This is a genomic window from Gordonia aquimaris (assembly GCF_026262595.1).
Lineage (GTDB): Bacteria > Actinomycetota > Actinomycetes > Mycobacteriales > Mycobacteriaceae > Gordonia > Gordonia tangerina.
The window spans coordinates 63,057-85,245 of the sequence record NZ_JAPKFM010000005.1; the positions used below are offsets into that span (position 1 = coordinate 63,057).

The 22,189-nt window shown below is 68.4% G+C and carries 21 protein-coding genes; 13 read left to right on the forward strand and 8 right to left on the reverse strand.

What is annotated here, in order from left to right:
- Window positions 1-15: 15 nt before the first annotated feature.
- Together OSB52_RS07045 and OSB52_RS07050 are read left to right on the forward strand one after the other, a co-directional pair.
- Entirely contained in the window at window positions 16-1,551 is a 1,536-nt protein-coding gene (locus tag OSB52_RS07045; protein WP_266060964.1) for a gluzincin family metallopeptidase, read from the forward strand.
- The gene (locus tag OSB52_RS07050; RefSeq protein ID WP_235723241.1) at window positions 1,551-2,669 is read left to right on the forward strand and encodes a glycosyltransferase family 4 protein; all 1,119 of its coding nucleotides are present in this window, start codon (window positions 1,551-1,553) and stop codon (window positions 2,667-2,669) included. The genes OSB52_RS07045 and OSB52_RS07050 overlap by 1 nt, the downstream gene beginning before the upstream one ends.
- A 34-nt stretch (window positions 2,670-2,703) precedes the next feature.
- Here the strand turns inward: OSB52_RS07050 and OSB52_RS07055 are convergent, their stop codons facing one another.
- On the reverse strand, window positions 2,704-4,503 hold the full coding sequence (locus OSB52_RS07055) for an AMP-dependent synthetase/ligase (RefSeq protein ID WP_266060965.1): 1,800 nt from the start codon (window positions 4,501-4,503) through the stop codon (window positions 2,704-2,706).
- 105 nt (window positions 4,504-4,608) lie between these two features.
- Between OSB52_RS07055 and OSB52_RS07060 the strand changes: the two genes are divergently transcribed.
- The 6 genes from OSB52_RS07060 to OSB52_RS07085 all read left to right on the forward strand — a co-directional run bounded on the left by OSB52_RS07060 (window position 4,609) and on the right by OSB52_RS07085 (window position 9,091).
- Window positions 4,609-5,067, forward strand: coding sequence for a hypothetical protein (locus OSB52_RS07060; protein WP_235723239.1), 459 nt, complete (start codon window positions 4,609-4,611; stop codon window positions 5,065-5,067).
- Entirely contained in the window at window positions 5,067-5,504 is a 438-nt protein-coding gene (locus OSB52_RS07065; protein ID WP_235723238.1) for an SRPBCC family protein, read from the forward strand. The genes OSB52_RS07060 and OSB52_RS07065 overlap by 1 nt, the downstream gene beginning before the upstream one ends.
- A 20-nt stretch (window positions 5,505-5,524) precedes the next feature.
- Window positions 5,525-6,751: an ArsA family ATPase gene (locus OSB52_RS07070; RefSeq protein ID WP_235723237.1), complete on the forward strand. Its 1,227-nt coding sequence runs from the start codon at window positions 5,525-5,527 to the stop codon at window positions 6,749-6,751.
- Between the two features lie 80 nt (window positions 6,752-6,831).
- Window positions 6,832-7,272 carry a hypothetical protein gene (locus OSB52_RS07075; protein WP_235723236.1) on the forward strand — a complete coding sequence of 147 codons (441 nt, stop codon included), beginning with the start codon at window positions 6,832-6,834 and terminating at the stop codon, window positions 7,270-7,272.
- Entirely contained in the window at window positions 7,272-8,252 is a 981-nt protein-coding gene (locus OSB52_RS07080) for an ROK family protein (RefSeq protein ID WP_266060967.1), read from the forward strand. The genes OSB52_RS07075 and OSB52_RS07080 overlap by 1 nt, the downstream gene beginning before the upstream one ends.
- Before the next feature lie 137 nt (window positions 8,253-8,389).
- A complete protein-coding gene (locus OSB52_RS07085) occupies window positions 8,390-9,091 on the forward strand; it encodes a lysophospholipid acyltransferase family protein (RefSeq protein ID WP_266060968.1) in 702 nt (233 codons plus the stop codon).
- 60 nt (window positions 9,092-9,151) lie between these two features.
- Here the strand turns inward: OSB52_RS07085 and OSB52_RS07090 are convergent, their stop codons facing one another.
- Window positions 9,152-10,525 carry a glycosyltransferase 87 family protein gene (locus OSB52_RS07090; protein WP_266060970.1) on the reverse strand — a complete coding sequence of 458 codons (1,374 nt, stop codon included), beginning with the start codon at window positions 10,523-10,525 and terminating at the stop codon, window positions 9,152-9,154.
- A gap of 46 nt (window positions 10,526-10,571) precedes the next feature.
- Here OSB52_RS07090 and OSB52_RS07095 point away from each other — a divergent pair, with 46 nt between their 5' ends.
- Window positions 10,572-11,054, forward strand: a complete 483-nt coding sequence (locus OSB52_RS07095; protein WP_235723232.1) for a polyadenylate-specific 3'-exoribonuclease AS — start codon at window positions 10,572-10,574, stop codon at window positions 11,052-11,054.
- A 67-nt stretch (window positions 11,055-11,121) separates the two neighbouring features.
- On the forward strand, window positions 11,122-12,516 hold the full coding sequence (locus tag OSB52_RS07100) for a class II 3-deoxy-7-phosphoheptulonate synthase (RefSeq protein ID WP_235723263.1): 1,395 nt from the start codon (window positions 11,122-11,124) through the stop codon (window positions 12,514-12,516).
- 55 nt (window positions 12,517-12,571) lie between these two features.
- Here the strand turns inward: OSB52_RS07100 and OSB52_RS07105 are convergent, their stop codons facing one another.
- Window positions 12,572-13,735 carry a protein kinase domain-containing protein gene (locus OSB52_RS07105; RefSeq protein WP_266060971.1) on the reverse strand — a complete coding sequence of 388 codons (1,164 nt, stop codon included), beginning with the start codon at window positions 13,733-13,735 and terminating at the stop codon, window positions 12,572-12,574.
- Between the two features lie 73 nt (window positions 13,736-13,808).
- Between OSB52_RS07105 and OSB52_RS07110 the strand changes: the two genes are divergently transcribed.
- Window positions 13,809-14,174, forward strand: a complete 366-nt coding sequence (locus OSB52_RS07110) for an Rv2175c family DNA-binding protein (RefSeq protein WP_235723230.1) — start codon at window positions 13,809-13,811, stop codon at window positions 14,172-14,174.
- A gap of 10 nt (window positions 14,175-14,184) precedes the next feature.
- Here the strand turns inward: OSB52_RS07110 and OSB52_RS07115 are convergent, their stop codons facing one another.
- Both OSB52_RS07115 and OSB52_RS07120 read right to left on the reverse strand, forming a co-directional pair.
- Window positions 14,185-15,735 carry an alpha-(1->6)-mannopyranosyltransferase A gene (locus OSB52_RS07115; RefSeq protein WP_266060972.1) on the reverse strand — a complete coding sequence of 517 codons (1,551 nt, stop codon included), beginning with the start codon at window positions 15,733-15,735 and terminating at the stop codon, window positions 14,185-14,187.
- Window positions 15,736-15,803: 68 nt separating this feature from the next.
- Window positions 15,804-16,943 carry a polyprenyl synthetase family protein gene (locus tag OSB52_RS07120; protein WP_266060974.1) on the reverse strand — a complete coding sequence of 380 codons (1,140 nt, stop codon included), beginning with the start codon at window positions 16,941-16,943 and terminating at the stop codon, window positions 15,804-15,806.
- A gap of 103 nt (window positions 16,944-17,046) precedes the next feature.
- On the opposite strand from OSB52_RS07120, the gene metF reads away from it, so the two are divergent.
- Window positions 17,047-18,003: a methylenetetrahydrofolate reductase [NAD(P)H] gene (gene metF, locus OSB52_RS07125; protein ID WP_266060975.1), complete on the forward strand. Its 957-nt coding sequence runs from the start codon at window positions 17,047-17,049 to the stop codon at window positions 18,001-18,003.
- A gap of 24 nt (window positions 18,004-18,027) precedes the next feature.
- Here metF and OSB52_RS07130 read toward each other — a convergent pair whose 3' ends face one another.
- The 3 genes from OSB52_RS07130 to OSB52_RS07140 all read right to left on the reverse strand — a co-directional run bounded on the left by OSB52_RS07130 (window position 18,028) and on the right by OSB52_RS07140 (window position 21,283).
- A complete protein-coding gene (locus tag OSB52_RS07130) occupies window positions 18,028-18,909 on the reverse strand; it encodes an LppM family (lipo)protein (RefSeq protein ID WP_266060976.1) in 882 nt (293 codons plus the stop codon).
- Between the two features lie 62 nt (window positions 18,910-18,971).
- A complete protein-coding gene (locus OSB52_RS07135; RefSeq protein ID WP_266060977.1) occupies window positions 18,972-20,612 on the reverse strand; it encodes a phytoene desaturase family protein in 1,641 nt (546 codons plus the stop codon).
- The gene (locus OSB52_RS07140) at window positions 20,609-21,283 is read right to left on the reverse strand and encodes a GNAT family N-acetyltransferase (RefSeq protein ID WP_235723224.1); all 675 of its coding nucleotides are present in this window, start codon (window positions 21,281-21,283) and stop codon (window positions 20,609-20,611) included. Before OSB52_RS07140 ends, OSB52_RS07135 begins: the two co-directional genes overlap by 4 nt.
- A 314-nt stretch (window positions 21,284-21,597) precedes the next feature.
- Between OSB52_RS07140 and OSB52_RS07145 the strand changes: the two genes are divergently transcribed.
- Window positions 21,598-22,071 carry an SAV_6107 family HEPN domain-containing protein gene (locus OSB52_RS07145; RefSeq protein ID WP_266060978.1) on the forward strand — a complete coding sequence of 158 codons (474 nt, stop codon included), beginning with the start codon at window positions 21,598-21,600 and terminating at the stop codon, window positions 22,069-22,071.
- Window positions 22,072-22,189 lie beyond the last annotated feature (118 nt).

Below are 22,189 nucleotides of genomic sequence, written 5' to 3' on the forward strand. Positions count from 1 at the left end.
GACGGACGCGTGCCGGTGACCGGCAACCAGACGGATCGGTGGCGCCGAGCCCCGGGCGCACTCCTCGCTGTGCTCACCGTTGCGGTCCTCGCCGGTTGTGCGGCCCCGGCCGAGCAGGGCACGCCATCGAGCAGCGCGTCCACCACCGCGACGACGTCGCTGAACGTCTTTGAACAACAACGTGCGGACGGCGTACAGCGAACGCTCGACGATCTCAGTGGCGCGCTGAGTGCAGGCGATGCAGATCGGGTGGGCGGGCTCATCGATCCGGCCGCCACACCCGAGTTCCGTGCCCGACTGCGCGCCGCTGCGGTCAACCTCTCCGGCAGCGTCGTGAGCGCGGAGTCCCCGCGACCAACGGCCCCACGGCCGTCGACCGCGCCGCTCTCGTCGCCGCCGACGACCGGCCGCGTACCGAACTCGTCGGCGCCCCCCAGGTCACAGCCGAGTGGTTCGTCCCCCACGGTCGCGACCGTGGCGCCGCGCGGAACTGTACTACGGCTCAAAGATTTCCGATACGAGGTCGCGCCCACCACGGAGGCGGAGGTGCTGGTGCCTGCGGACCTGCAGCAGCGACTCGACGCGCAGGGGAGTTCGGACTCGTGGGTGGCGCCGATCGAACTCCGATACGCCCTCGGCGGCGCGAGCACCCCGGGGGTCGACGAACCGGATGTGGTGGTGGGCATGCAGCTGGTGATGGCGCGCTACGGCGACGACTGGACGGTGGTCGGTGATGGCGCAGCGATCGGTGGTGACGCCGCTCCCACCCAGTTGTGGGATCTGCCCGGTCTGGGAGCATCCGATGTCCAGACGTCCGGCGGCACCTCGGTGATCGCCTCGTATCCGGGGACCGCCGAGGTGGTCGCGCGTGTCCGCGAACTCGCGCCGGGTTCGGTGGAGGCGGTGACGGCGTTCTGGGGTGAGGACTGGCCCCGGCGGGCGGTCGTGGTGGCGACCGCGCGCCCAGGCGAGTTCCGGACGTTGACGCGCAGCGCCGGGACCGACGTCGCCGCAGCTGCCGCCGCAACCGTCTACAGTCGTGTCGACACTGACGACGGCGTGGCGGTGGGGCAGCGAGTGGTTCTCACGCCGGGTGCCGCGCGGCTGTCGAATGCGGCACTCGGCGTGGTGCTGCGCCACGAGCTCACCCATGTCGCAGCGCGCGTCGACACCGCGGCGGGCGCGCCGCTGTGGATCACCGAGGGAGTACCGGAATATGTCGGACGCAACGGCACCTATACCCGGTTCGCGGATGCGGCACCGGATCTCGCGGCTGCCGTGGACGTCGGCGACCTCCCCGCGGACCTACCCGCCGACCGCGACTTCGCGGTCGATTCCGACGGCGCACGACGTGCTTACCAGTCCGCGTGGTCGGTGGCGGCCTACGTCGCCGACCGCTACGGCGAGGACCGGCTGCGTGAGCTCTACATCGGAGTCGCGGCCACCGACGACACCGCGCAGCAGGATGAGGCCATCGTGGACGTGCTCGGTGTGTCGCGTACCGAATTCGTCGCGGGATGGCGGCGCTGGCTGAGCACCCAGGTGCGCTGATGCGACGTACTTTGTTGGTGACCAACGATTTTCCGCCCCGGCCGGGCGGAATCCAGTCGTATCTGCAGAATTTGGTGGATCTGTTGCCGCCCGAGGAAGTGGTGGTCTACGCACCGCGATGGCGGGGACACGAGGAGTTCGACGCCGCGCAGCCCTACACGATTGTCCGTCACCCGACGTCGCTGATGTTGCCGACACCGGCCGTCGCGCGGCGTGCCGCCCGGCTCATCGCGACCCATGACATCTCGACGGTGTGGTTCGGTGCCGCCGCGCCATTGGCGACGCTCGCCCCGGCGATGCGGCGGGCGGGGGCACAACGGGTCGTTGCGAGCACGCACGGGCACGAGGTCGGTTGGTCGATGCTGCCGGTCGCCCGGCAGGTGCTCGCCCACATCGGTCGACACACCGACGCGGTGACCTTCGTGAGTCGTTATACGCGTGGCCGTTTCGCATCCGCGTTCGGTGCGCACGCCGCACTGGAGTACCTACCGCCGGGCGTGGACACCGACCGCTTCGCGCCTGATCCCGGCGCACGTCGGCGCCTACGCGACCGGTTGGAACTGGGCGATCGTCCGACGGTGCTGTGTCTGTCCCGACTGGTGCCGCGCAAGGGTCAGGACGTCCTGATCCGGGCGCTGCCGTTGATCCGTCGCGAGGTCGGTGACGTGGTGCTGGTGATCGTCGGTGGTGGCCCCTATGCGGAGCACCTGCATCGGCTCGCCGACGACGACGGGGTCGCCGACCACGTGGTGTTCACCGGTTCGGTGCCGTCGGCGGAGCTACCCGAGTACCACAATGTCGCCGACGTCTTCGCCATGCCGGCCCGCACCCGTGGGGGTGGGCTGGACGTGGAGGGGTTGGGCATCGTCTACCTCGAGGCATCGGCCACAGGGGTGCCGGTGGTGGCCGGACAATCCGGCGGAGCACCCGAGACCGTGGTGGAAGGCGTCACTGGCACCGTGGTCGACGGGACCGACATCGACGCCGTGGCGCTCGCCATCACCGCGGTCCTCAGCGATCGCTCCGCTGCCGCCGAGATGGGCGCCAACGGACGCGAACACGTGCTGCAGAGCTGGCAGTGGAGTGCCATCGCGGCACGTCTACGTCAGCTGCTGTAGCTCGAGCCGCCCGCCTGGCGCCGTGCGATGTCGGCTACCGCGCGTAGATCGCGTCGATGTCGTCGGAGAACTTGTCGACCACCACATTCCGCTTGACCTTCAGCGTCGGCGTCATCTCGCCGGTCGCCTCGGTGAAGTCGTCGGCGAGCACCCGGAACTTCTTGATCGCCTCGGCGTGCGAGACGGTCTCGTTGGCGGCGTCGACCGCGCCCTGCACCTCGGCCCGCAGGTCCGGATCGTCGACCAGGTCGGCAACCGTGGCGTCGGAAGGCTTCCCGTTGCGCTGCTTCCAGCCGCCGAACGCCTCCGGATCGATCGTGACCAGCGCTGCGATGAACGGTTTCGCGTCGCCGATGACGAGTGCCTGCGAGATGAGTGCATTGGCCCGGATCACGTCCTCGAGACCCGCCGGAGAGACGTTCTTGCCGCCGGCGGTGACGATCAGCTCTTTCTTCCGTCCGGTGATCGTCAGGTAGCCGTCCTCGTCGAGTGTGCCGAGGTCACCGGTGTGGAACCAGCCGTCTTCGACAGCAGTTGCCGTCGCCTCCGGATTCTGCCAGTACTCGGCGAAGACCACACCACCCGACAGCATTACCTCGCCATCGTCGGCGATCCGGACGCGGTTGCCCGGCAACGGTTTCCCGACGGTACCGACTTTCACGGCGCCGGGGGTGTTGACGCTGAACGCCGCCGTGGTCTCGGTGAGTCCGTAGCCTTCGTACACCGGAATTCCGATGCCGCGGAAGAAGTGGCCGAGGCGTGCGCCCAGGGGTGCGCCACCCGAGATCGCGGCCTCGCACTGCCCGCCCAGAGCGGCGCGCAACTTTCCGTAGACGAGACGATCGAACACTGCGTGCTTTAACTTGAGGAACAGTCCGACCGAACCGCGTTCGTCGGCGGAGGAGTACTCGATCGCCACATCCGCGGCCAGGTCGAAGATCCTGCCCTTCCCGTCGTCGTGGGCGGACTGCTGTGCGGTGTTGTAGACCTTCTCGAACACCCGTGGCACCGAGAGGATCACCGACGGCCGGAACGTTGCGAACTCGGCGACCAGGGTGCGGGTATCGGCGTGGTGGCCGACCTCCACCCCGGCCTCGATGGCCACCAGGGTGATGGCGCGGGCGAGGACATGTGCCAGCGGCAGGAACATGAGCAGACGTTTGCCCGGGCCCAGCAGGGTGTGCATCGGGCTCTCCAGGACCCCGCGCACCTCGGAAAGCATGTTGGCGTGCGTCAGCTCGCATCCTTTGGGGCGACCGGTGGTTCCGGAGGTGTAGATCAGCGTGGCCGGATCGGCGCAACGCAGGGCGGTGCGCCGCTTGAGTACCTCGTCGTCGTGGACCTCGGCGCCCACCGCAGTGAGGTGCGCGATCGCGCCGTCACCGTCGGACGCGTCGATCTGGAAGACGTCCACCGAATCGAGGCCGTCGATGCCGTCGACGATCCGACGATGGCCGTCATCTTCGACGATGATCGCCCCGGCCCCGGAATCGCGCATGATCCATTCGATCTGCGGTCCGGACGACGAATCGTAGATGGGCACCGTGATGGCACCGGCCGACCAGATCGCGAAATCGATCAGGTTCCACTCGAGGCGAGTACGCGAGAGGAGTGCGACGCGGTCGCCGGGCGACACGCCCACGGCGATCAGGCCCTTGGCGATGGCGGTGATCTGCGCGGCCGCCTCGGCGGCGGTGACCGGCTGCCAATCCGTGTCGACCTTGCGTCGGAAGACCACCTTGTCGGGTTCGCGTTCGGCGATCCGGAAGATGATGTCCGTGCAGTCGGCATTCTCCGGGATGGAGAAGCGCGCCGGGACGCTGAACTCGGTCATCGGGCCACCTTTCAGCCTCGGTTCTCATCAGCGATGGTAGTCCCGTCGCCGCGCAAACCGTACGCGCGTCCCGTCAGGTCTGCTGTCCGGGGCCACCGAGAGTATGTGAAGCTAGTGAACGTGACGAGCATTCAGGTGGCCGACGAGACCTTTGTCGCGGCGGCTCCGTCGCTGGCCGCCGAGGCGGTCGGGGACCAGGGCAACTGGCGGCGCTGGTGGCCCGATCTCCGTCTCGGCGTCATCGAGGATCGCGGTGCGCAGGGCGTTCGCTGGACGGTGGACGGTCCACTGGTGGGCAGTATGGAGGTCTGGTGCGAACCGGTCCTCGACGGGTTCACCCTGCACTACTTCCTGCACGCCGAACCGGTGGACACCGGGGCCGGCGCCTGGGATGCGGATGGGCTCGCCAACGCCAACCGTCGCCGTCGCGCCGCCGGCCGGGCGATGTCTTTCGAGGTGAAGGCGCGCCTGGAGTCCGGGCGTGTGGTCGGCGGACCGGCGACCCGGGACCCCGACGCCGACACCACGTCGGCGAACGCGACGGCCACGAAAGTGGTGCGGTGATGGCCGACCACACCGAGCGTTCCATCGTGATCAACGCCGACGCTTCCGACATCATGGCGGTTATCGCCGATTTCGATCACTATCCCGACTGGGTGTCCGCGGCGCGGGAGGTGGAGGTGATCGAGACCGGGGTCGACGGTCGGCCACGAGTGGTGCGGTTCGTCCTCGATGCCGGCGTGCTCCAGGACACTTATGTTCTGAGCTACGACTGGGGTGCCGACGACCGGACGGTGGCATGGACATTGGTCAGCAGCGATCTGCAACGTGACCAACGCGGGCGATATGTGTTGTCCCAGCAGGTCCCGGGTTCCACCAAGGTCACCTATGAACTCATGGTGGATCTGCTGGTGCCGATGATCGGGCAACTCAAACGGCGTGCGGAGAAGGCCATCACCGAGGCCGCACTGAACGACTTGAAGAAGAGGGTCGAAGGCTGATCGATCTCACGCCCATTCATGTGGTGATCGGGCCGGGTGGCGCCGGGGTCTCGGTGGCCGCGGCATCGGGGGCACTGGGTCGGGCCCGCGGACAGCGGGCCGGACCCCGGACCCGCGGCGCCGGAAGCGGTCTCGTGCCCGAGCAGGACACGCTGCTGATCACCGTGGACCGCTGGTCGCCGACCGCGGAACTGTTCGGTGTCTACCGAACGTCGGCGGAGCCGGTGGCGGTGTCGTCCCGACTGCATCTGTTGTCGTTGGATCGGCTCGGACTGGTGGAGCGGTCGTGGTCCGACTTCACCGCCGTGCTGTCGGAGACGGTGGCCCGTTCCCGGGTATCGCTGCCGGGGCTCGGGGTGGCATCGGAGATCTCCGCAGGTGAACTCGCCGCGTTGCCGGGTATCGAGGATTTCCTGCTGCTGCGTCGGATCCGCGACGAGGCCGCCGGCGGCACCTGGCGACGGATCGTCGTCGACGTCTCGGGACTCGGCGACCCGTTCGAGTTCCTGCGGGCCGCCTCGGTGCTCAGTCAGGCGCTGAATCGGTTGTGGCCGCGCCACCGTCGGCTGGCCGCTGCGGCAGAGCGGCCGGTCCTGGCCCAGGTGACCGCGGCCGTCGACGCGATCGACCGGGACTGTGTCGACATCGCCGAACTGACGACCGATGCGCACAGTGTCGCAGTACATCTGGTGATCGGCACCGACGGTCGCGCCGAGCGACTGCTACCGGCCTTGCTGGCAAATGTCGATGTGATGGGCCTTGCCCTGCGTTCGGTGATCGTCAACCGCGGGGTCGGTGACGGTTGTGACCGTCGCGTGGCGCGCCTACGGTCGGTGGTGCACGACGACCGCGACGTCGAGGTGATCAACGTCGACCGGGTGGACGAGCCGATCGATCGGGCGGCCCGGCTTCGCAAGGTCGGCGTCACGTTCGCGCGCCCGGACGGACGCCGGTGTGGCACCGGAGCCGCGCGCGTGGCGGAGGTCGGCGCCGACGACGGTTCCGAGACCGTGCGCGGCCAGGATCGGGTGTTCGAACTCACGTGGCGGCAACGGCTTCCCGAACCCGACACCCTGCAGCTCGGACGATCCGGTGACGACCTGCTGGTCACCGTTGGTGGCTTCCGCCATCCGGTCCGGTTGCCCTCGGTGCTGCGGCGATGCGTCGTGGTGGACGCGGCCTGGGACGGCACCGAACTCGTCGTGCGGTTTGTACCGGACCCGAAGCTGTGGCCGAAAGGTCGCTGACGTCGTCGTTTGCCTGCCACACAGCGGCGCGGCCGACGTCGCGTACACTACTGCCGAGCCGGACAGGGGGAGCTGCCCAGATGACCTCGGACGACACGACCGGGAGTGGTGACGACAACGTCGCCGGCCACGCGCGCGGTCCCGTAGGTGATCCGCTGCGCGACTTCCTGTTGGGCCTGGCCGCCCAGATCGACCAGGTGGCCGCGATGTTCGGTGGTACGGGCCAGCGCCAGTCGAGCGCGTCGGGTCGGGGCCGAGCGGGTTCGCCGGAGTCCGCCGCCGATGTGGCGGATCTCGTCGACCTGTCCGGTGAGATCACGTCGCTGCTCGCCGAGCTCGGTGACCTGCTCGCACGCCTCATCTCCGCGTTGATCGCGGTGTTGGAGGCGATCGCGAGTGCGCTGCGATCGACCCCACAGACTTCTCCGCGCGCCGACACCGGTTATCAGCAGATCGCGGTACGTATCGACACGCGTGGTCCGTCGGACGTCCACCATCGCGAGTTCGAAGGTGAGGACTGATGGGGGACTTGACGATCGGTATCGACATCGGCGGTACCAGCGTGCGTGCGTCGGTGGTCGACGACCGTGGTGCGATGCTCGACACGTTGCGTGCGGCAACTCCGCCGACCGCGCAGGCACTCGAACACTGTCTGGACCGGTTGGTCGGTGAGCTGACCTCCCGGTGGGCGGCCAAGGCTGTCGGCCTGGCGATCGCCGGGTTTCTGACACCGGACCGTCGGGTGATCCGGTTCGCGCCGCATCTGCCATGGCGGGAGGCCACCGTCGCCGAGGACATGACCACCCGGATCGGCATCCCGGTGTTCGCCGAGCACGACGCCAATGCCGCTGCGGTCGCCGAACGACGTTTCGGGGCCGCGGCAGGCGGCCGGAACTCGCTGGTGCTCGCGATCGGCACCGGCATCGGCGCGGGCCTGCTGTTGGACGGACAGATCTATCGGGGCAGCTTCGGTGTGGCGCCCGAGCTCGGCCATCTCACCGTGGTCCCGGACGGTCGGCCGTGTTCCTGCGGAAAGCTTGGCTGCTGGGAACGGTATTGCAGCGGAACAGCTCTGGTCGACACGGTGCTTGAGCTGCTGGCCGACGGGGACTGGGGGCGCAGTCAACTGGCCGCAGATGTCGCAGCAGACCCGGGTGCGCTCACCGGCCGCCGCGTCGCCGGTGCTGCCGCCGACGGTGACGCCGTCGCGCTGGCGGCGTTCGCGCAATTCGCGCAATCGCTCGGGCAGGGACTCGCCATGATCGCCGACATCTTCGATCCCGATCTGATCGTGCTCGCCGGTGGCGTGGGGGCCGCGTCGGGACTGTTCCTGGACGAGGCGCGAGAACATTACGCGCGTCTGGTGACCGGTGCCGGACACCGGCAGCTGGCACGAATCCGCGGCACGCAGCTTGGTGAGAGCGCCGGTGTGGTGGGTGCCGCCGAGGTTGCGCGCCAGGCCATCAGTACGCACCTCGCCGAGGCGCCCACCCGAAGCTGAGGGTGTGTATGGTTTCTGCGGGTATCGTTTCAGCGGGTTTCGGTAACCGCCAATTGTGCGCGGATATCGATCCTGTGGTCCAGGTCTCGGCGGGTAGTGTCTGAGGCGGCGGCGATCGACGAGGTTCGGAGTCATCGATGTGGTATTACGCATTCAAGTACGTGCTGCTCGGACCGATTCTGCGAGTCCTCGGCCGACCCAGGATCGAGGGGTTGGAGAACATTCCGGAGCGTGGGCCCGCGATCCTGGCGAGTAATCACCTCGCCGTGATGGACAGCTTCTATCTGCCGCTGATGGTCCGCCGCCGGATCTACTTTCTCGCCAAGGCCGAATACTTCACGGGCACAGGGGTCAAGGGTGCGTTCCAGCGCTGGTTCTTCTCCGCGGTCGGGCAGATCCCCATCGACCGATCGGGCGCCGAGGCCGCCGCGGGTGCGTTGACCGCCGCCCGTCGGCAGCTCGAGGCGGGCACCCTGATGGGGATGTACCCGGAGGGCACACGTTCTCCGGATGGGCGGCTCTACAAGGGCAAGACGGGCCTGGCCCGGGTGGCCCTGGACACCGGGGTGCCGGTGATCCCGGTGGCCATGATCAACACCGAGAAGCTCAACCCGCCGGGGACCGTCATTCCGCGACCGTCGCGCATCGTCATCAAGGTCGGTGAGCCGCTCGACTTCGCGCGGTATGAGGGGATGCAGGGCAACCGGTTCATCGAGCGGGCGGTCACCGACGAGATCATGTACGAGTTGATGCAGTTGTCGGGGCAGCAGTACGTGGACATCTACGCGGCGTCGCTCAAGAACAAGCCCACCGCGCCGGCGGAGCCGGCTGCCGCCTGACTCATACCGCCTCACTCCCACCGCGCGAACCGGGCCCGCCGGATCCGCATGGCCAAAGGATCATGCGGCGCCGGTCCCGGCCATCTCCGTGCGTGGCATGGCGGTGCGACGTTCGGTCCACTGCGGCGGCAGCAGCCACACCACCACCAGGAACCCGAGACCCCACAGGGTGTACGCGTTGCCGATCAGATGATCGACGACCGACCACTGTCGCACCGCAGGCGACAAGAACTGGAACGGTCCGAGCGCAAAGATGACGACACCGCTCGCCGCGACCGACATGTGCGCCACCTGAACGCGGCGGTCGGTGCTACGGGCAGCCACCACCGTCGCGACCAGTATCGTCGGAATCGCCCACACCCAGTGGTGGGCCCAGGATGTCGGCGACACCAGCAGACCCCAGGTCGCTACGACGCAGGTGACCAGGACGGGCGCGACCCCGGCAGACCCCGGCGCCGACGACGCGTCGGGCGCGGGGGTGCCGGGCGCGCGCAACGCCCGAAAAGCCGACACCGGACGACAGGCGCGGGCCGCGACGACGGCCAGTCCCGTCACCACCACCGAGCTGGCCACCCACAGCAACTGTTCGGTCATCTCGGCGTGCGGCACCAGCCGAATCCACATCGCATTGATGTTCTGGTTGATGCGTCCGGCCGGGTCGCCGATGCGAGTGGTGTGGAACAGGGTGTGGGTCCAGTAGGTCAGCGAATCGGCGGGTAGCCAGATCCAGGCCAGCACTCCCGCGCCTACGAAGGTGACGCCCGCGACGATTGCCGGCCGCCAGCTACGCGCGATGAGGAAGACCGCGATGAAGACCAGCGGGGTGAGTTTCACTGCAGCCGCGACGCCGGTGAGCACCCCCTGCAGCGGGCCGGCCGCCCGCGCGCGGCCCCGGCCGACGACGAACACGTCGACGATGATCAACGTCATCAGCACGATGTTGATCTGACCGAAGCCCAGGGTCATCCACAAGGGATTGGACCAGACCGCGACTCCGCCCACCATCAGCGCGATCCACCACCGGTTGGCGGTGTTACCCACCGACAGCACCCCGAGCACGATGTGCCCGCAGATCACGACGAGTGCGGCCGTCAGGATCGACATCAACAATCCGGCGAGGCCGAGACCGAGCAGACCGAGCGGAACGAAACCGATTGCCGCGAACGGGGGATAGGTGAACGGCAGCCAGATCCCATCGCTGGTGAATGGCATCGAACCGTCAGCGTACAGACTCTGACCCTGCTGCCAGATCTGCGCACCCAGCCGGTAGACGTCGAGATCGATACGGGTGCGGGTACCGAAGCTGGAGGTGAACGGAACACCCACGATCTGCAGGGTCACCGACGTTGCGAAGGCCACGGCGATGACGCTGCGGATGGGCACCGACGGTACCCATCGGTGCAGCCGGGCATCGGCCTCGGACAGGACAGTCATGGTCTCGGCGTCTCTCCGCTCACAGGGTGTGTGAATACTGGTGGCTATGCGGTTCTTCTACGACTCGGAGTTTATCGAGGACGGCACCACCATCGAGCTCATCTCGATCGGTGTCGTCGCCGAGGACGGTCGGGAATTCTACGCGGTCTCCACGGAGTTCGACCCGGCGCGGGCCGGGGACTGGGTGCGGGCCAATGTGTTGCCGAAACTACCCTCGCCTGCATCGCCGGCCTGGCGCGGCAGGCGCCAGATCCGCGACGACCTGCTGGCGTTTCTCACCGAGGCCGACGACGAGGTGGAGCTGTGGGCATGGGTGGGCGCCTATGACCACGTGGTGCTGTGTCAGCTGTGGGGGCCGATGACCGCGCTACCTCGGGTGATGCCGCGTTTCACCCGTGAACTGCGACAGCATTGGGAGGCGGCGGGCCGACCGAGTCTGCCGGCGTCTCCCCGTGATGCCCACGACGCGTTGACCGACGCGCGGCACAACCTGCGTCGCTGGCAGGTCATCGAACAGTCGAAGCGCTGATGGTCGCCGAGGCATGCCTCGGCCCCTCGATCGGGCACCTCGACGACTCCACTACCCTGTATCCGTGGTGACCAACTGGACCGTAGACGTTCCGATCGAAGATCTCCCGGAGCTCCCGCCGCTGCCCGGCGACCTGCAGGCCCGGTTCGATGATGCCATCGCCCGTCCGGCGCTCCAGCAGCCCAGCTGGCCCGCCGATGAGGCGCGCAAGATGCGCACCGTGTTGGAGAGTGTGCCGCCCATCTGCATGCCGGTCGAGGTCCAGGCGCTGTCGGCCCAGCTCGCCGAGGTGGCCGAGGGACGCGCCTTCCTGCTGCAGGGCGGGGACTGTGCCGAGACCTTCGTCGACAACACCGAGCCGCACATCAAGGGCAACATCCGAACGCTGCTGCAGATGGCCGTGGTCCTGACCTACGGCGCGAGTATGCCGGTGGTGAAGGTGGCGCGGATCGCCGGTCAATACGCCAAGCCGCGATCGTCGGACACCGACGCGCTCGGTTTGCTGTCCTACCGCGGCGACATGGTGAACGGCTTCGTCGCCGACGAGGCCGCCCGCGTGCACGACCCGTCGCGGCTGGTGCGGGCCTACGCCAACGCGGCCGCTGCGATGAATCTGGTGCGCGCCCTCACCGGCTCGGAGGCCGACCTGCGTCGCGTGCACCTGTGGAACCGAGAATTCGTCCGCACGTCACCCGCCGGTGCCCGCTACGAGGCCCTGGCGTCGGAAATCGACCGCGGGTTGCGGTTCATGGATGCGTGTGGAGTGACCGACTCCAAGTTGGACTCCGCGTCCATCTTCGCCTCGCACGAGGCGCTGGTGATCGACTACGAGCGTGCGATGCTGCGCTTGGCGGACGACCCGGACAATCCGGATGAGAAGGTTCTTTACGATCTGTCGGCGCACTTCTTGTGGATCGGCGAGCGCACCCGACAACTCGACGGTGCACACGTCGCGCTGGCCGAACTCATCAGCAACCCGATCGGTGTGAAGATCGGGCCGACGACGACTCCGGAGCAGGCCGTCGAGTACGTCGAACGTCTCGACCCGCACAACCGGCCCGGCCGCCTCACCCTGGTGTCTCGGATGGGCAACAACAAGGTGCGCGACGTGCTGCCGGCCATCGTCTCCGCGGTGGAGGCCAGCGGGCACAAGGTGATCTGGCAATGCGACCCGATGCACGGCAATACGCACGAATCGTCCACCGGCTACAAGACCCGTCACTTCGACCGGGTGGTCGACGAGGTCCAGGGCTTCTTCGAGGTCCATCGGGCACTCGGTACGCATCCCGGCGGGGTCCACATCGAGTTGACCGGAGAGGATGTCACCGAATGCCTCGGTGGGGCCCAGGACATCTCCGATCTGGACCTGGCCGGCCGCTACGAGACCGCGTGTGACCCTCGGCTCAACACCCAGCAGTCGCTCGAGTTGGCCTTCTTGGTCGCAGAGATGTTGCGCGGCTGACGAATCGGGATCCCCGGGAACGTCGTATGTGCCATGTGGTGTAGCCGGTGCACGGTCAGATCAGGAACTGCTGGCCCGCCCACCAGGCTGCGGCGCCGATCGCGATGGCCAGCACGAGGACCAGGCCGATCCAGATGGCCGCGCGCAGCGCTCCGTTGTCGTCCTGTTCGGCCGGCACCGCGCGGGCGGCGCGGGTCGGCTGTGCCGCCCGACCGCGCGATGGCGGGACCCCCGGGGTGGCCTGCGACTGGACCCGGGTGTGCTGGGGTGGACCGGGTGTCGCTGGGGGCGCGCCGGCGGGAGCGCCGGCACGCATGCGCGCCATGGTCTCCCGCTCGGCCGAACGACGCGGTGCGGGCACGGTGAACGGTGGAAGGTCGAGGTCCTCGGCCGCGGCGAGTAACGCCCGTTGCATGTCGAATCCGTCCGCGTAGCGCTCCGCCGGATTGCGTTCGGTGGCCCGCAACACGATCTCGTCGAACTCCTCGGGTACTCCGTCGACGACGTCACCCGGTGCCGGCACGTCGTAGCTCAACCGCTGATAGGCCAGTGCCAACGGCGTGTCGCCGCGGAAAGGGGTTCGGCCGGTGAGTAATTCGAACATCATGACGCCTGTCGAGTACACATCGCTACGGGCGTCGGCGTCGCCGGACTCGACTTGCTCGGGAGATAGGTAGGCGGCGGTGCCCAGGATCACGCTCGCCGATGTCACACCGGCCTCGGCAACTGCGCGGACCAGGCCGAAGTCGGCGACCTTGACCTCGCCGCGCTCGGAGATCAGAACGTTCTCGGGCTTCACGTCGCGGTGGACCAGGCCGCCGGCGTGTGCGGTGCCCAGGCCACCGAGGACCGGGTCGACCACCGCGGTGACGGCGTGCGGTGGCATCGGTCCGCGTTCGCGCAGCAATTCGCGCAGGCTGCCGCCCTCCACCAGCTCCATCACCAGGAAGACGATTCCGTTGTCGATGCCCTGGTCGTAGACGGCGACCAGGCCGGGATGCTTGAGCCCGGCGACGGCCCGGGCCTCGAACTCGAATCGACGCAGGAAAAGTGGATCCCCGCTGTAGCGTTCGTCCATCACCTTCACCGCCACCGAACGGCCCAGTCGCAGATCGACACCGACATACACCGCCGACATTCCGCCGCGCGCGATCGGTGCGTCGATGCGGTAGCGGCTCTCGAGGGTCGCGCCCACAAGAGGATCGGCCGAAGATGTCACGCAGCCGAATCTACCGGGCGTACCACCGGCCACTCGGGACCGAAGCGGTCGGCGAGCCGGTAGGCTTCCCGGTGTGGGTTCATTACCGTTGTCCGAGGACAACCTGCCGACCGATGTCGCCACATTGACCGTCGACGAGGTGGCTGCCCGACTGCGGGTCTCACCGAACCGGGTTCGCACCCTCATCCGCGATCACCACCTGCTTGCCGTGTCCCGTGGGGGACAGCCGGCGGTACCCGCGATCTTCTTCGACGATCTCGGGATCGCCAAACACTTCACGGGTCTCGTCGACGTGTTGTTCGACGGCGGATACTCACGTGACGACGTGATGCGATGGCTGTTCACGGTTCAAGACGATCTCGGTCTGCATCCGGCGGAGGCGTTGCACACCCATTCCGCTCGCGAGGTGGTGCGCCGGGCTCAGGCCCAGGCGTTCTGAATACCGGGCGTCACGTCCGACCAGCGGTGTCCGATGACGGCGACCCGCTCTCGGCCCGTACCGCGGGTGTGCTCGTGGGCCGTGCGGTGAACCAGTCCACCACGCGGCGCAGTCGCAACGGGTCGGGTCGCAGCAGCGCAGTGGCCGCCAGCGCCGACAGCGCGATGGCCAGCAGTGTCTCGGGCAGCTTGTAGAACAGGATCGAATCGTCGGGCTGGAACACGATCAACATGAAGGTGGACACGAAGACCACCACCGCACAGATGCGCGGCCTGACTGTGAAGGCCGCCGCCAGGCCGAGCACCCAGGTGTAATACCAGGGCAGCGTTGACGGTTCGAGCAACAGCACCGCGAGCATCGCCCACACCATCGCCGCCATCGCCCGGCGTTCGTCGCGGCGTCCCCACCACCACAACGCGACCAGGATGATCGCCAGCACCACCGCACCGACCGCTCGGGTCACCGTCAGGACCGGTTGCAGGTTCAATGCGGTGAAGGGCGCGGCGACGATCGTCACCACATGCGCCGCAAGGGTTGGCACGGTGAACCAGTTGATGATCCGATCTGCCCACCCGAGGCCGGTGAGCCAGCCCAGGCCGAGGCCGACCACGGCGGTCCACACGGTGAACACCGCCACCGGTATCACGATCACCGCGGCGAACACGCCCGCCACGTCTGTGACGCGTGCCGGCCGTCGTGCGCGGATGTGCGCCAACCAGATCCACACCACGAACGGGATCGCGATCCCCGCGGTGACCTTGATCGAGATGGCGATCCCGAGTACCGCGAGTCCGGCGGCGTGACGTCCGCTGACCGCCAGCGCGACCCCTGCTACCAGGATTCCCATCATGAGCAGTTCGACATGGGTGCCGGCGACGAGATGGATGAGGATCATCGGGTTGGCCACCGCCAACCACAGACCGCTCTGCGGTGACGCCGAGAAGTGGTTGGCCAGACGGGGAATCGACCACAACGCGAGCAGCAGACCGGGTAGCAGTACCAACCGCATCGCGTAGACGCCGAGGATCGCGTGGTCGCCGGTGATCTCGGTGACCACCCGGGTGACCCCGACGAAGAACGGCCCGTACGGTGCGGTGGTGGAGGCCCACACCTGGGCCATGCTGTCCAGCAGGGGACCGGCGTGGTGCGCGGGTCCGTCGGCGTAGGGATCGAAGCCCTCGCGGAAGACGGCGCCCTGGCCGAGGTAGGCGTAGACATCGCGGCTGTAGACCGGGACCGCGACCGCCAGCGGTGCCGCCCACATCAACACGCCGGTCTGCATCGTCCGAACCGTCGGCAGCGCGGCACGCGCCGAACTCCCGCGAGCTGCGAGCAGTGTCCGGCCCAGCCGCACCCAAGCGATGATCATGGTCGCGACACCGAGCCAGAAGATGGTGCCGAACAACGTCTTCCCGTGACCGTAGGTGATCATCGACAGCCCGAGATCTTGCGCGACGGTGTTGTTGCGGGCGATGTCACCGACCCCGAAACTGCCGACACACACGGCGACCGAACCCGCCGTTCCCAGCAGGAGATCGACGAAGCCCGGACGTGCGAGCATCCGGCGCCAGGCCGCCCCGTCGTGACCTCGGACGGGGGTTGTGGAAGCGGATGGCGACGTTGGGGCGGTCATGTCGATCGGTGGGCGATGCGCCTGGCGAAGGCGACCAGTTCGGCACGCACGGTGTCGCCGAGATCGGCTGCGGCGAGCGTGTCCAGGGCGGAGGTGAGCAGCGCCGAGATCCGCTGTTCCATCTCGTCGAGCGCGCCCACGTCGGTCAGTATGGTTCGGGCGGTGTCGATCTCGACGTCGGTGAGAGCACGGCCCACGCTGTGTCGCAGGGTGTCGGCCAGCGCCGGGTCGCGCTCGGTGGCTCGTGCCAACCCGACCGCGAGCAACGCGGTCCGCTTGCCTGCCACCAGGTCGTCACCGGACGGTTTGCCGGTCTGGACGGGATCTCCGAAGACGCCCAGCAGGTCGTCGCGCAACTGGAAGGCCACACCGAGGTCGTGACCGACCGAGCGCAGGTCGTCGATGAGCCCCTGTGGGGCGGCGGCCAGCGTTGCGCCGAGTTCGAGCGGTCGGGCCACGGTGTAGGCGGCGGTCTTGAATTCCATCACGCGATAGGCGGCGTCGACCGATTCGTCACCGGCAGCCTCGTTGACGATGTCGAGATACTGCCCGCCGAGCACCTCGGTGCGCATCGACGACCACACGCGGCCGACGGCGGCCGGCAGCGGACGGATCGGGCCGTCGTCGGGGGCAGGGCCGCCGGGTAGATGGCCGTGAACCATGTCGTCGGCCCACGACAACGCGAGATCACCCAGCAGGATGGCGGTGGCCACACCGTGATGTGGCGCGTCGCCGACCCAGCGGTCGGTGCGATGGCGCTCCTCGAAGTCGCGGTGGACGGTGGGGCGGCCGCGGCGCGTGTCGGAGCGGTCGATGACGTCGTCGTGGATGAGCGCGCAGGCCTGGACCAACTCCAGCGCCGCGGCCACTCGTAGTGCATCGGTATCATCCTGGCCGGCGGCTGCGCGTGGCGCCGGCGACGATCTGCCCGCGAGCCAACCGGCGTAGACGAAGACCGGGCGCACACGCTTTCCGCCGCCGAGGACGAAGTCGGCCAGTGCCGCCCCGGCCGTCCCGACCCGTGGATCGATCGCGGCCACCGCCGGGACCGCGCGGTCGAAGAACGCGGTCAGCGCGGAGTCGACGGCGGCCGGGACGTCGTCGAGTCCGGCGGGGATCGGGAGCGCGGATGTCACCCTGTCAGGCTAGTGGTAGGCCTCGGTGACCACGAGGACATGGGTGGACCGTCCCAGCGCCCGCGGATACCGACGCCGCGCGGCCGGTCCGTACACTGTTCAGGTGACTTCAACCGCCCACTCCGCCCCGTCGATCGTCGACCGGCTGTCGGCTCCGCACCGCGGACCGGTTCCGTTCTCGGTGGAGTTCTTCCCGCCGCGTGATGCCGAGGCGGAGGCGCGGTTGTGGCGGGCGGTCCGGGCGTTCGAGCGCCTCGGACCCGCGTTCGTCTCGATGACCTACGGCGCCGGCGGATCCACCCGTGACCGCACGGCGCGGATCGCGGGCGAACTCGCGACCGAGACCACCCTGCTGCCGGTGGCTCATCTGACCGCGGTCAACCACAGTGTCGACGAGTTGCGCGCTCTGGTCGGCTCGTATGCGGACAACGGCATCACGAACATCTTGGCGCTGCGCGGCGATCCGCCCGGGGATCCGCTCGGCGAATGGGTCCGCCATCCAGCCGGCGTGGAGTATGCCGAAGAGTTGGTGCGGTTGATCGCCGATCTCGGGGATTTCCATGTGGGGGTCGCCTCCTTCCCGGAAGGGCACCACCGCGCACCCGATCTCGACCACGACACCAGGACCCTGGTGAACAAGCTCCGTGCCGGCGCCGAATACTCGATCACCCAGATGTTCTTCGATGTGGAGGACTTCCTGCGGTTGCGTGACCGGGTCAATCGCGCCGACCCGGAACAGGGTGCCAAGCCGCTGATCCCGGGCATCATGCCGATCACCTCGTTGGCCAGTGTGCGACGGATGGCCGAACTCTCCGGCTCGGTGATCCCGGCCGACGTCCAGGAGAGGTTCGCTGCCGCAGCCGGCGACGGCGCAGAGGAGAACCGGGAGGCGGTCCGCGCGGTAGGTATCGATTTCGCGACCGAGATGGCGCAGCGGCTGGTGGCCGAGGGCGTCCCGTGCCTGCATTTCTGCAGCCTCAACTTCGCCAAGGCGACCAGCGAGGTCCTCGAACGGCTGGGCGTGGACACCAGCTCGGCCCTGCCCGCCGCGTCGCACTGAGTGTTGCGCGGACGACCCGTGCGCTCAGCTGCGGGGCCCCGAACCCGTTGAGGCGTCGGTGGCCGTCGGCGGGGCTTCCGTCGGTCGGGCCTCCGTCGATGACGAGGCGCTGCTCGGCCTGCGCTCGCGGTCGCGACGGGGAGTGCGGCGCGGACGTCCGGGCCGCGGGCTGCGGTCACGGTTGGCGAAGGCCAGCCGCACCACCAGGCCGACGACGACCAGACAGAGCAGCGCGATGAACCACGACCAGCTGCTCACGGCGGCAGTTGCCGGATCCGGGTAGGTGGCGTCGGCGCTGAAATCGGCGGGCTTGCCGGCTTCGGGTGTCCAATGGACGGTGCGCTCACCGATCTGTTCGCCGTTGGTCGCGGTCACCGGGCCGCCGAAGACGACGGTCAGGTCCACCAGATCGCGACCCGCGGTCAGGTCACTGAGATCGGCGTTGCCGCGGAATCGGACTACATCGTCGCTGCGCTTGGCGGTGAGGTCCATGCTCATGGCCGAGTCGCCGTACGCGGCCGCGACGATGTCACCGAGCTGACCGAACTGGCCGCTGGTGAGGTCGGTGAACACCGCACGCGTGCCGACGTAGGGGATCTCGTCCTCGGCGCCCTCATCCGCTGCGCCCTCGTCCGCCGAGCCCTCGCCGTCCGGTGCCGCCGATTCCGACTCGGGCACCGTGGAGTAGTCGGTCAGGGTGACCCGCGATGCCATGGACTCGGGAACGTCGAGCTGAGGGGCTCCGCGGGGATTGTCCGGCGAGGTCGCCACCACCACGGTTCCGGAGAATCGGTCACCTACGGTTGTCGAACGTTCGAGACACCCGGCGAGCAGCGGCGTCGCGGCCACCAAGGACAGCAGCAGCAGGATCGCGGACCAGCGGGATGTCGGGCGCACGGTGATCATCGTGCCAGACGACGCCGCGCCGACGTGGCCGACGCTCCCGGCATCGCCCTGCCGGGTCGCGATCAGCGTCGACGCAGGGCGAGGTGTGCCGAGATGCGTCCGCTCGCCCCGGTCACCCCGCCCCCGGGATGGGTCGAGGCGCCGGCGAGCAGGATGCCGTCGGCGCCGGGCACCCGGTGCGTCGACAGATCGGGATGCGGTCGCCAGAAGAACATCTGGTCGATACTCATCTCCACGTGCATGATGTTGCCCCCGACCAGGCCGAGTTCGGTTTCGAGATCCTCCGGTGTCTGGATGTGGGTGTGGCGGATGTGATCGCTGAAACCCGGGGCATATCGATCGAGTTCGGCGGTCACCGCGGCTGCGGCGGCCGGGGCGGCAGATCGCCAGTCGGTGCCGTCGGCGAGGCGACGGGGATGCCATTGGGCCCACACGTTGAGCAGGTGTTCGCCGGGTGGCGCCAGCGTCGGGTCGATGGCCGAATAGCCCATCGCGACCACGGCGGGCCGATCGGGGAGTTCGCCGACGCTCGCGGCCGTATGGGCGCGCCGCAATTGTGCGCGATCGGTCACGAGCAGGCCCAGGGCGGAATGCACCCCGTGCGTCGGTAGGTCCGAGGGCAGGTCGGGGTAGACGGGCAGGGCGTCGGTGCCGAATCGGACGGCCATCCCGATGCCGTCGCCGACCGCGATCTGCGAACGCCAGCGGTTGATGATCGTCGGGTCGTATCCACCCGCGGCCAACAGATCCAATGTGGTGAGCACGTGGCAGGCGGAGATGACGGTCGTGGCGCAGTGACCCCGATCGGCGGTGCCGACCCGCCAGTGGTCGCCGCAGCGGGATATCGCGACCGCAGGCGAGTCGGTGGCCACCTCGCCGCCGTCGTCGGCGATCCGACGCAACAGGGCCTCGGTGAGCGCGCCGCTGCCACCCAGCGCCCGGCCGGGGGGAACATCGTGTTGGAGAGCGGCGAAACCGATCATCGGGGCCGTCCCGGGCGCGTTCATCGGTGGTCCGGACTGGGCGCCGAACCAGGCGAGGGCGGCCTTGAGCGGTTCGGCGACGAACCACCGGTCCAACAGCGCATCACCGGAAGCCATCAGTTCCTGGGTGAGCGACAGCATAGCGCCGGTCCTGCTCGCGATCGGGCCCGAACGCGCGGTCTCGGCGGTACCGGTGAGGCCGGTGAACGCCGTCGCGAATCGGCCGGGAGCGGCGGGCGCGTAGAACGACCGCATGACCGCGCGGGCGCGGGGGCGCCACACGGACACGAACTGTCGGTAGGCCTCGGCGTCCGCGACGCCCACAGCGGCCGCGATGGACGCACAGGTGGCCTCGAGGTCCCGGTGGAAGATGATCGGCGCCGTGGTGGCGGTGCCGGGGGCGAAGGCCCACGGGTCGCAGTCCACGTAGCGCAGTCCGTGGGTGGCCAGGTCCAGCTCGTCGAGGATCGGGGAGTGACGGATCATCAGGTGCGCCGACGACCCCCGGTCGACGCGGTAGCCCGGAAAGCGTTCGACGGTCGACACCGCTCCACCGGCGACCGTGTCGCGTTCGAGAACCAGGACCGAACGGCCCGCCTGGGCCAGATATGCGGCCGCGATCAGCCCGTTGTGGCCCGCTCCGATGACCACGGCGTCGCGTACCGGATGGGTGCGTGGCGCCGCGCGCAGCCCCTGCACCCCGACAACGCGCCCTGTCATCGTGGCCATGCCGATCGGCGGTGGTCGGTCGGGTTGTCGGGGTGCAGGGGCAGCGCGCGACCTAGGAATGCGAACGGCCGCGGGTCGCCGGTGAAGGTGAAGTGCCGCAACACATCGGTGAAGCCGAGGCGACGGTAGAGCGCCCACGCCCGGTTGTCCTCGGCGGGGATCTCCGGTGTCGACAGCAGGACCTTGCTCTCGGAACGGCCGGCCAACAGGCGATCCAGCAGCCATTGACCCAGCCCCTGCCCCTGGACGCTGGGGTGGACGTGCAACTCGGTGAGCTCGAAGTAGTCCTCGGTGATCGCGTCGATGTCGGTGTCGCTGCGCCCGGACTGCCGCAGCCCGATCCGCAACTGCTGGTTCCACCATTGGTCGCGAGCGCCGCGATAGCCGTAGGCGATGCCGACCAGGATCTCGTTGTCGGCGACCGCCACCGGCCGTGCCAGCCGCCGCGTGGCCATCAGCGGGGAGTCGAGCTGGGCCGACGGCACGGTCGCCACCGCCCCCACCGCACGCCACCCAGGGCGACCGATGTGCTCGCGCCACAGCCCGGCACGGTGGACCTCGGTGCCGCGCGGATAGTTCATCGCGGTCACGTAGATGGTCAATGCGGGCTCGAGCCAGGCGTGGGCGTCCTGCCCGGTCAGCTCAACGAGGCGGATCGTCAACGAAGATCTGTCCTCTCGTCGAACTCTCGGTATCCGGGTCGTCGACCGCTTGAAGCTGTCACACCCGCTAGCTATATTGAATATGTCGAACGGGTGTTCGATGAACCAGCCTCCGCAAGCTGTTCTCCGGCCCCGACGACGCTGCGGCGCCGGTCCGATGTGCGAACGAGGGAAGCGTTTGCTGTCGGACCGGCGTTGTACAAAGCAGTTGAACACGGCACCGGCACGAGAAGCGTGCGGGTGACAGCGATAGCAGGCAGTGCCGTGATCGTCTCTACAAGCACGATCACCGGTGATCAGTAGGGGAGGTGAAGATGCCGAATTCGCCCACATCGCGCCATGCGACGCCGGACATCGACCCGATCGTGGTCCGACGCAGCCGCGACCTGTTCGATCGCGCGCTGATCCTTTTCGACAACGCCGACGGGGTCGAGGACTCCGCAGAACGTTTCCGTCAGTACTACTTGACCGCGTTGCGAGCCGCGGGGGCCGTGCTCGAGATCCACGAGCCGTCGATTCGGCCCACTCGGCGTCGGCATTCGCGCAGCGCCTGGAACCGCCTGCCCATCGTGGTGCCCAAGCTCGCGGACCACGCCGAGTACTTCGCCCACCATTCGGGCATCCGCCTCGACATCGAGTCCGGACTCGTCCGTACGGTGGGTGAGACGACCCTCCGGCTCACTCGTCGGCAGGTGCTCGCGCTCCTCGATGATGTCGAGGACTTGCTCATCGCGCACGAACAGGGCAAGTTGTCCGAGCGGGAGACCAGTCCGGATCGGACGGCCTGAGGCGTGGGATTCGACGCAACCACGGGTAATGGTGGTCGGCGGATGATTCTGCTCGTATCATGAGGATTGAAGCCGTACAAGCGGCTCTTGGTGCGTCGATGACGACCGCGGACCTCCA

Coding starts and splice junctions, on each gene's coding strand:
- OSB52_RS07050 (WP_235723241.1), top strand. CDS start 1,551: ATGCGACGTACTTTGTTGGTGACCAACGATTTTCCGCCCCGGCCGGGC.
- OSB52_RS07055 (WP_266060965.1), bottom strand. CDS start 4,503: ATGACCGAGTTCAGCGTCCCGGCGCGCTTCTCCATCCCGGAGAATGCC.
- OSB52_RS07065 (WP_235723238.1), top strand. CDS start 5,067: ATGGCCGACCACACCGAGCGTTCCATCGTGATCAACGCCGACGCTTCC.
- OSB52_RS07075 (WP_235723236.1), top strand. CDS start 6,832: ATGACCTCGGACGACACGACCGGGAGTGGTGACGACAACGTCGCCGGC.
- OSB52_RS07080 (WP_266060967.1), top strand. CDS start 7,272: ATGGGGGACTTGACGATCGGTATCGACATCGGCGGTACCAGCGTGCGT.
- OSB52_RS07085 (WP_266060968.1), top strand. CDS start 8,390: ATGTGGTATTACGCATTCAAGTACGTGCTGCTCGGACCGATTCTGCGA.
- OSB52_RS07090 (WP_266060970.1), bottom strand. CDS start 10,525: ATGACTGTCCTGTCCGAGGCCGATGCCCGGCTGCACCGATGGGTACCG.
- OSB52_RS07095 (WP_235723232.1), top strand. CDS start 10,572: ATGCGGTTCTTCTACGACTCGGAGTTTATCGAGGACGGCACCACCATC.
- OSB52_RS07115 (WP_266060972.1), bottom strand. CDS start 15,735: ATGCTCGCACGTCCGGGCTTCGTCGATCTCCTGCTGGGAACGGCGGGT.
- OSB52_RS07130 (WP_266060976.1), bottom strand. CDS start 18,909: ATGATCACCGTGCGCCCGACATCCCGCTGGTCCGCGATCCTGCTGCTG.
- OSB52_RS07135 (WP_266060977.1), bottom strand. CDS start 20,612: ATGACAGGGCGCGTTGTCGGGGTGCAGGGGCTGCGCGCGGCGCCACGC.
- OSB52_RS07145 (WP_266060978.1), top strand. CDS start 21,598: ATGCCGAATTCGCCCACATCGCGCCATGCGACGCCGGACATCGACCCG.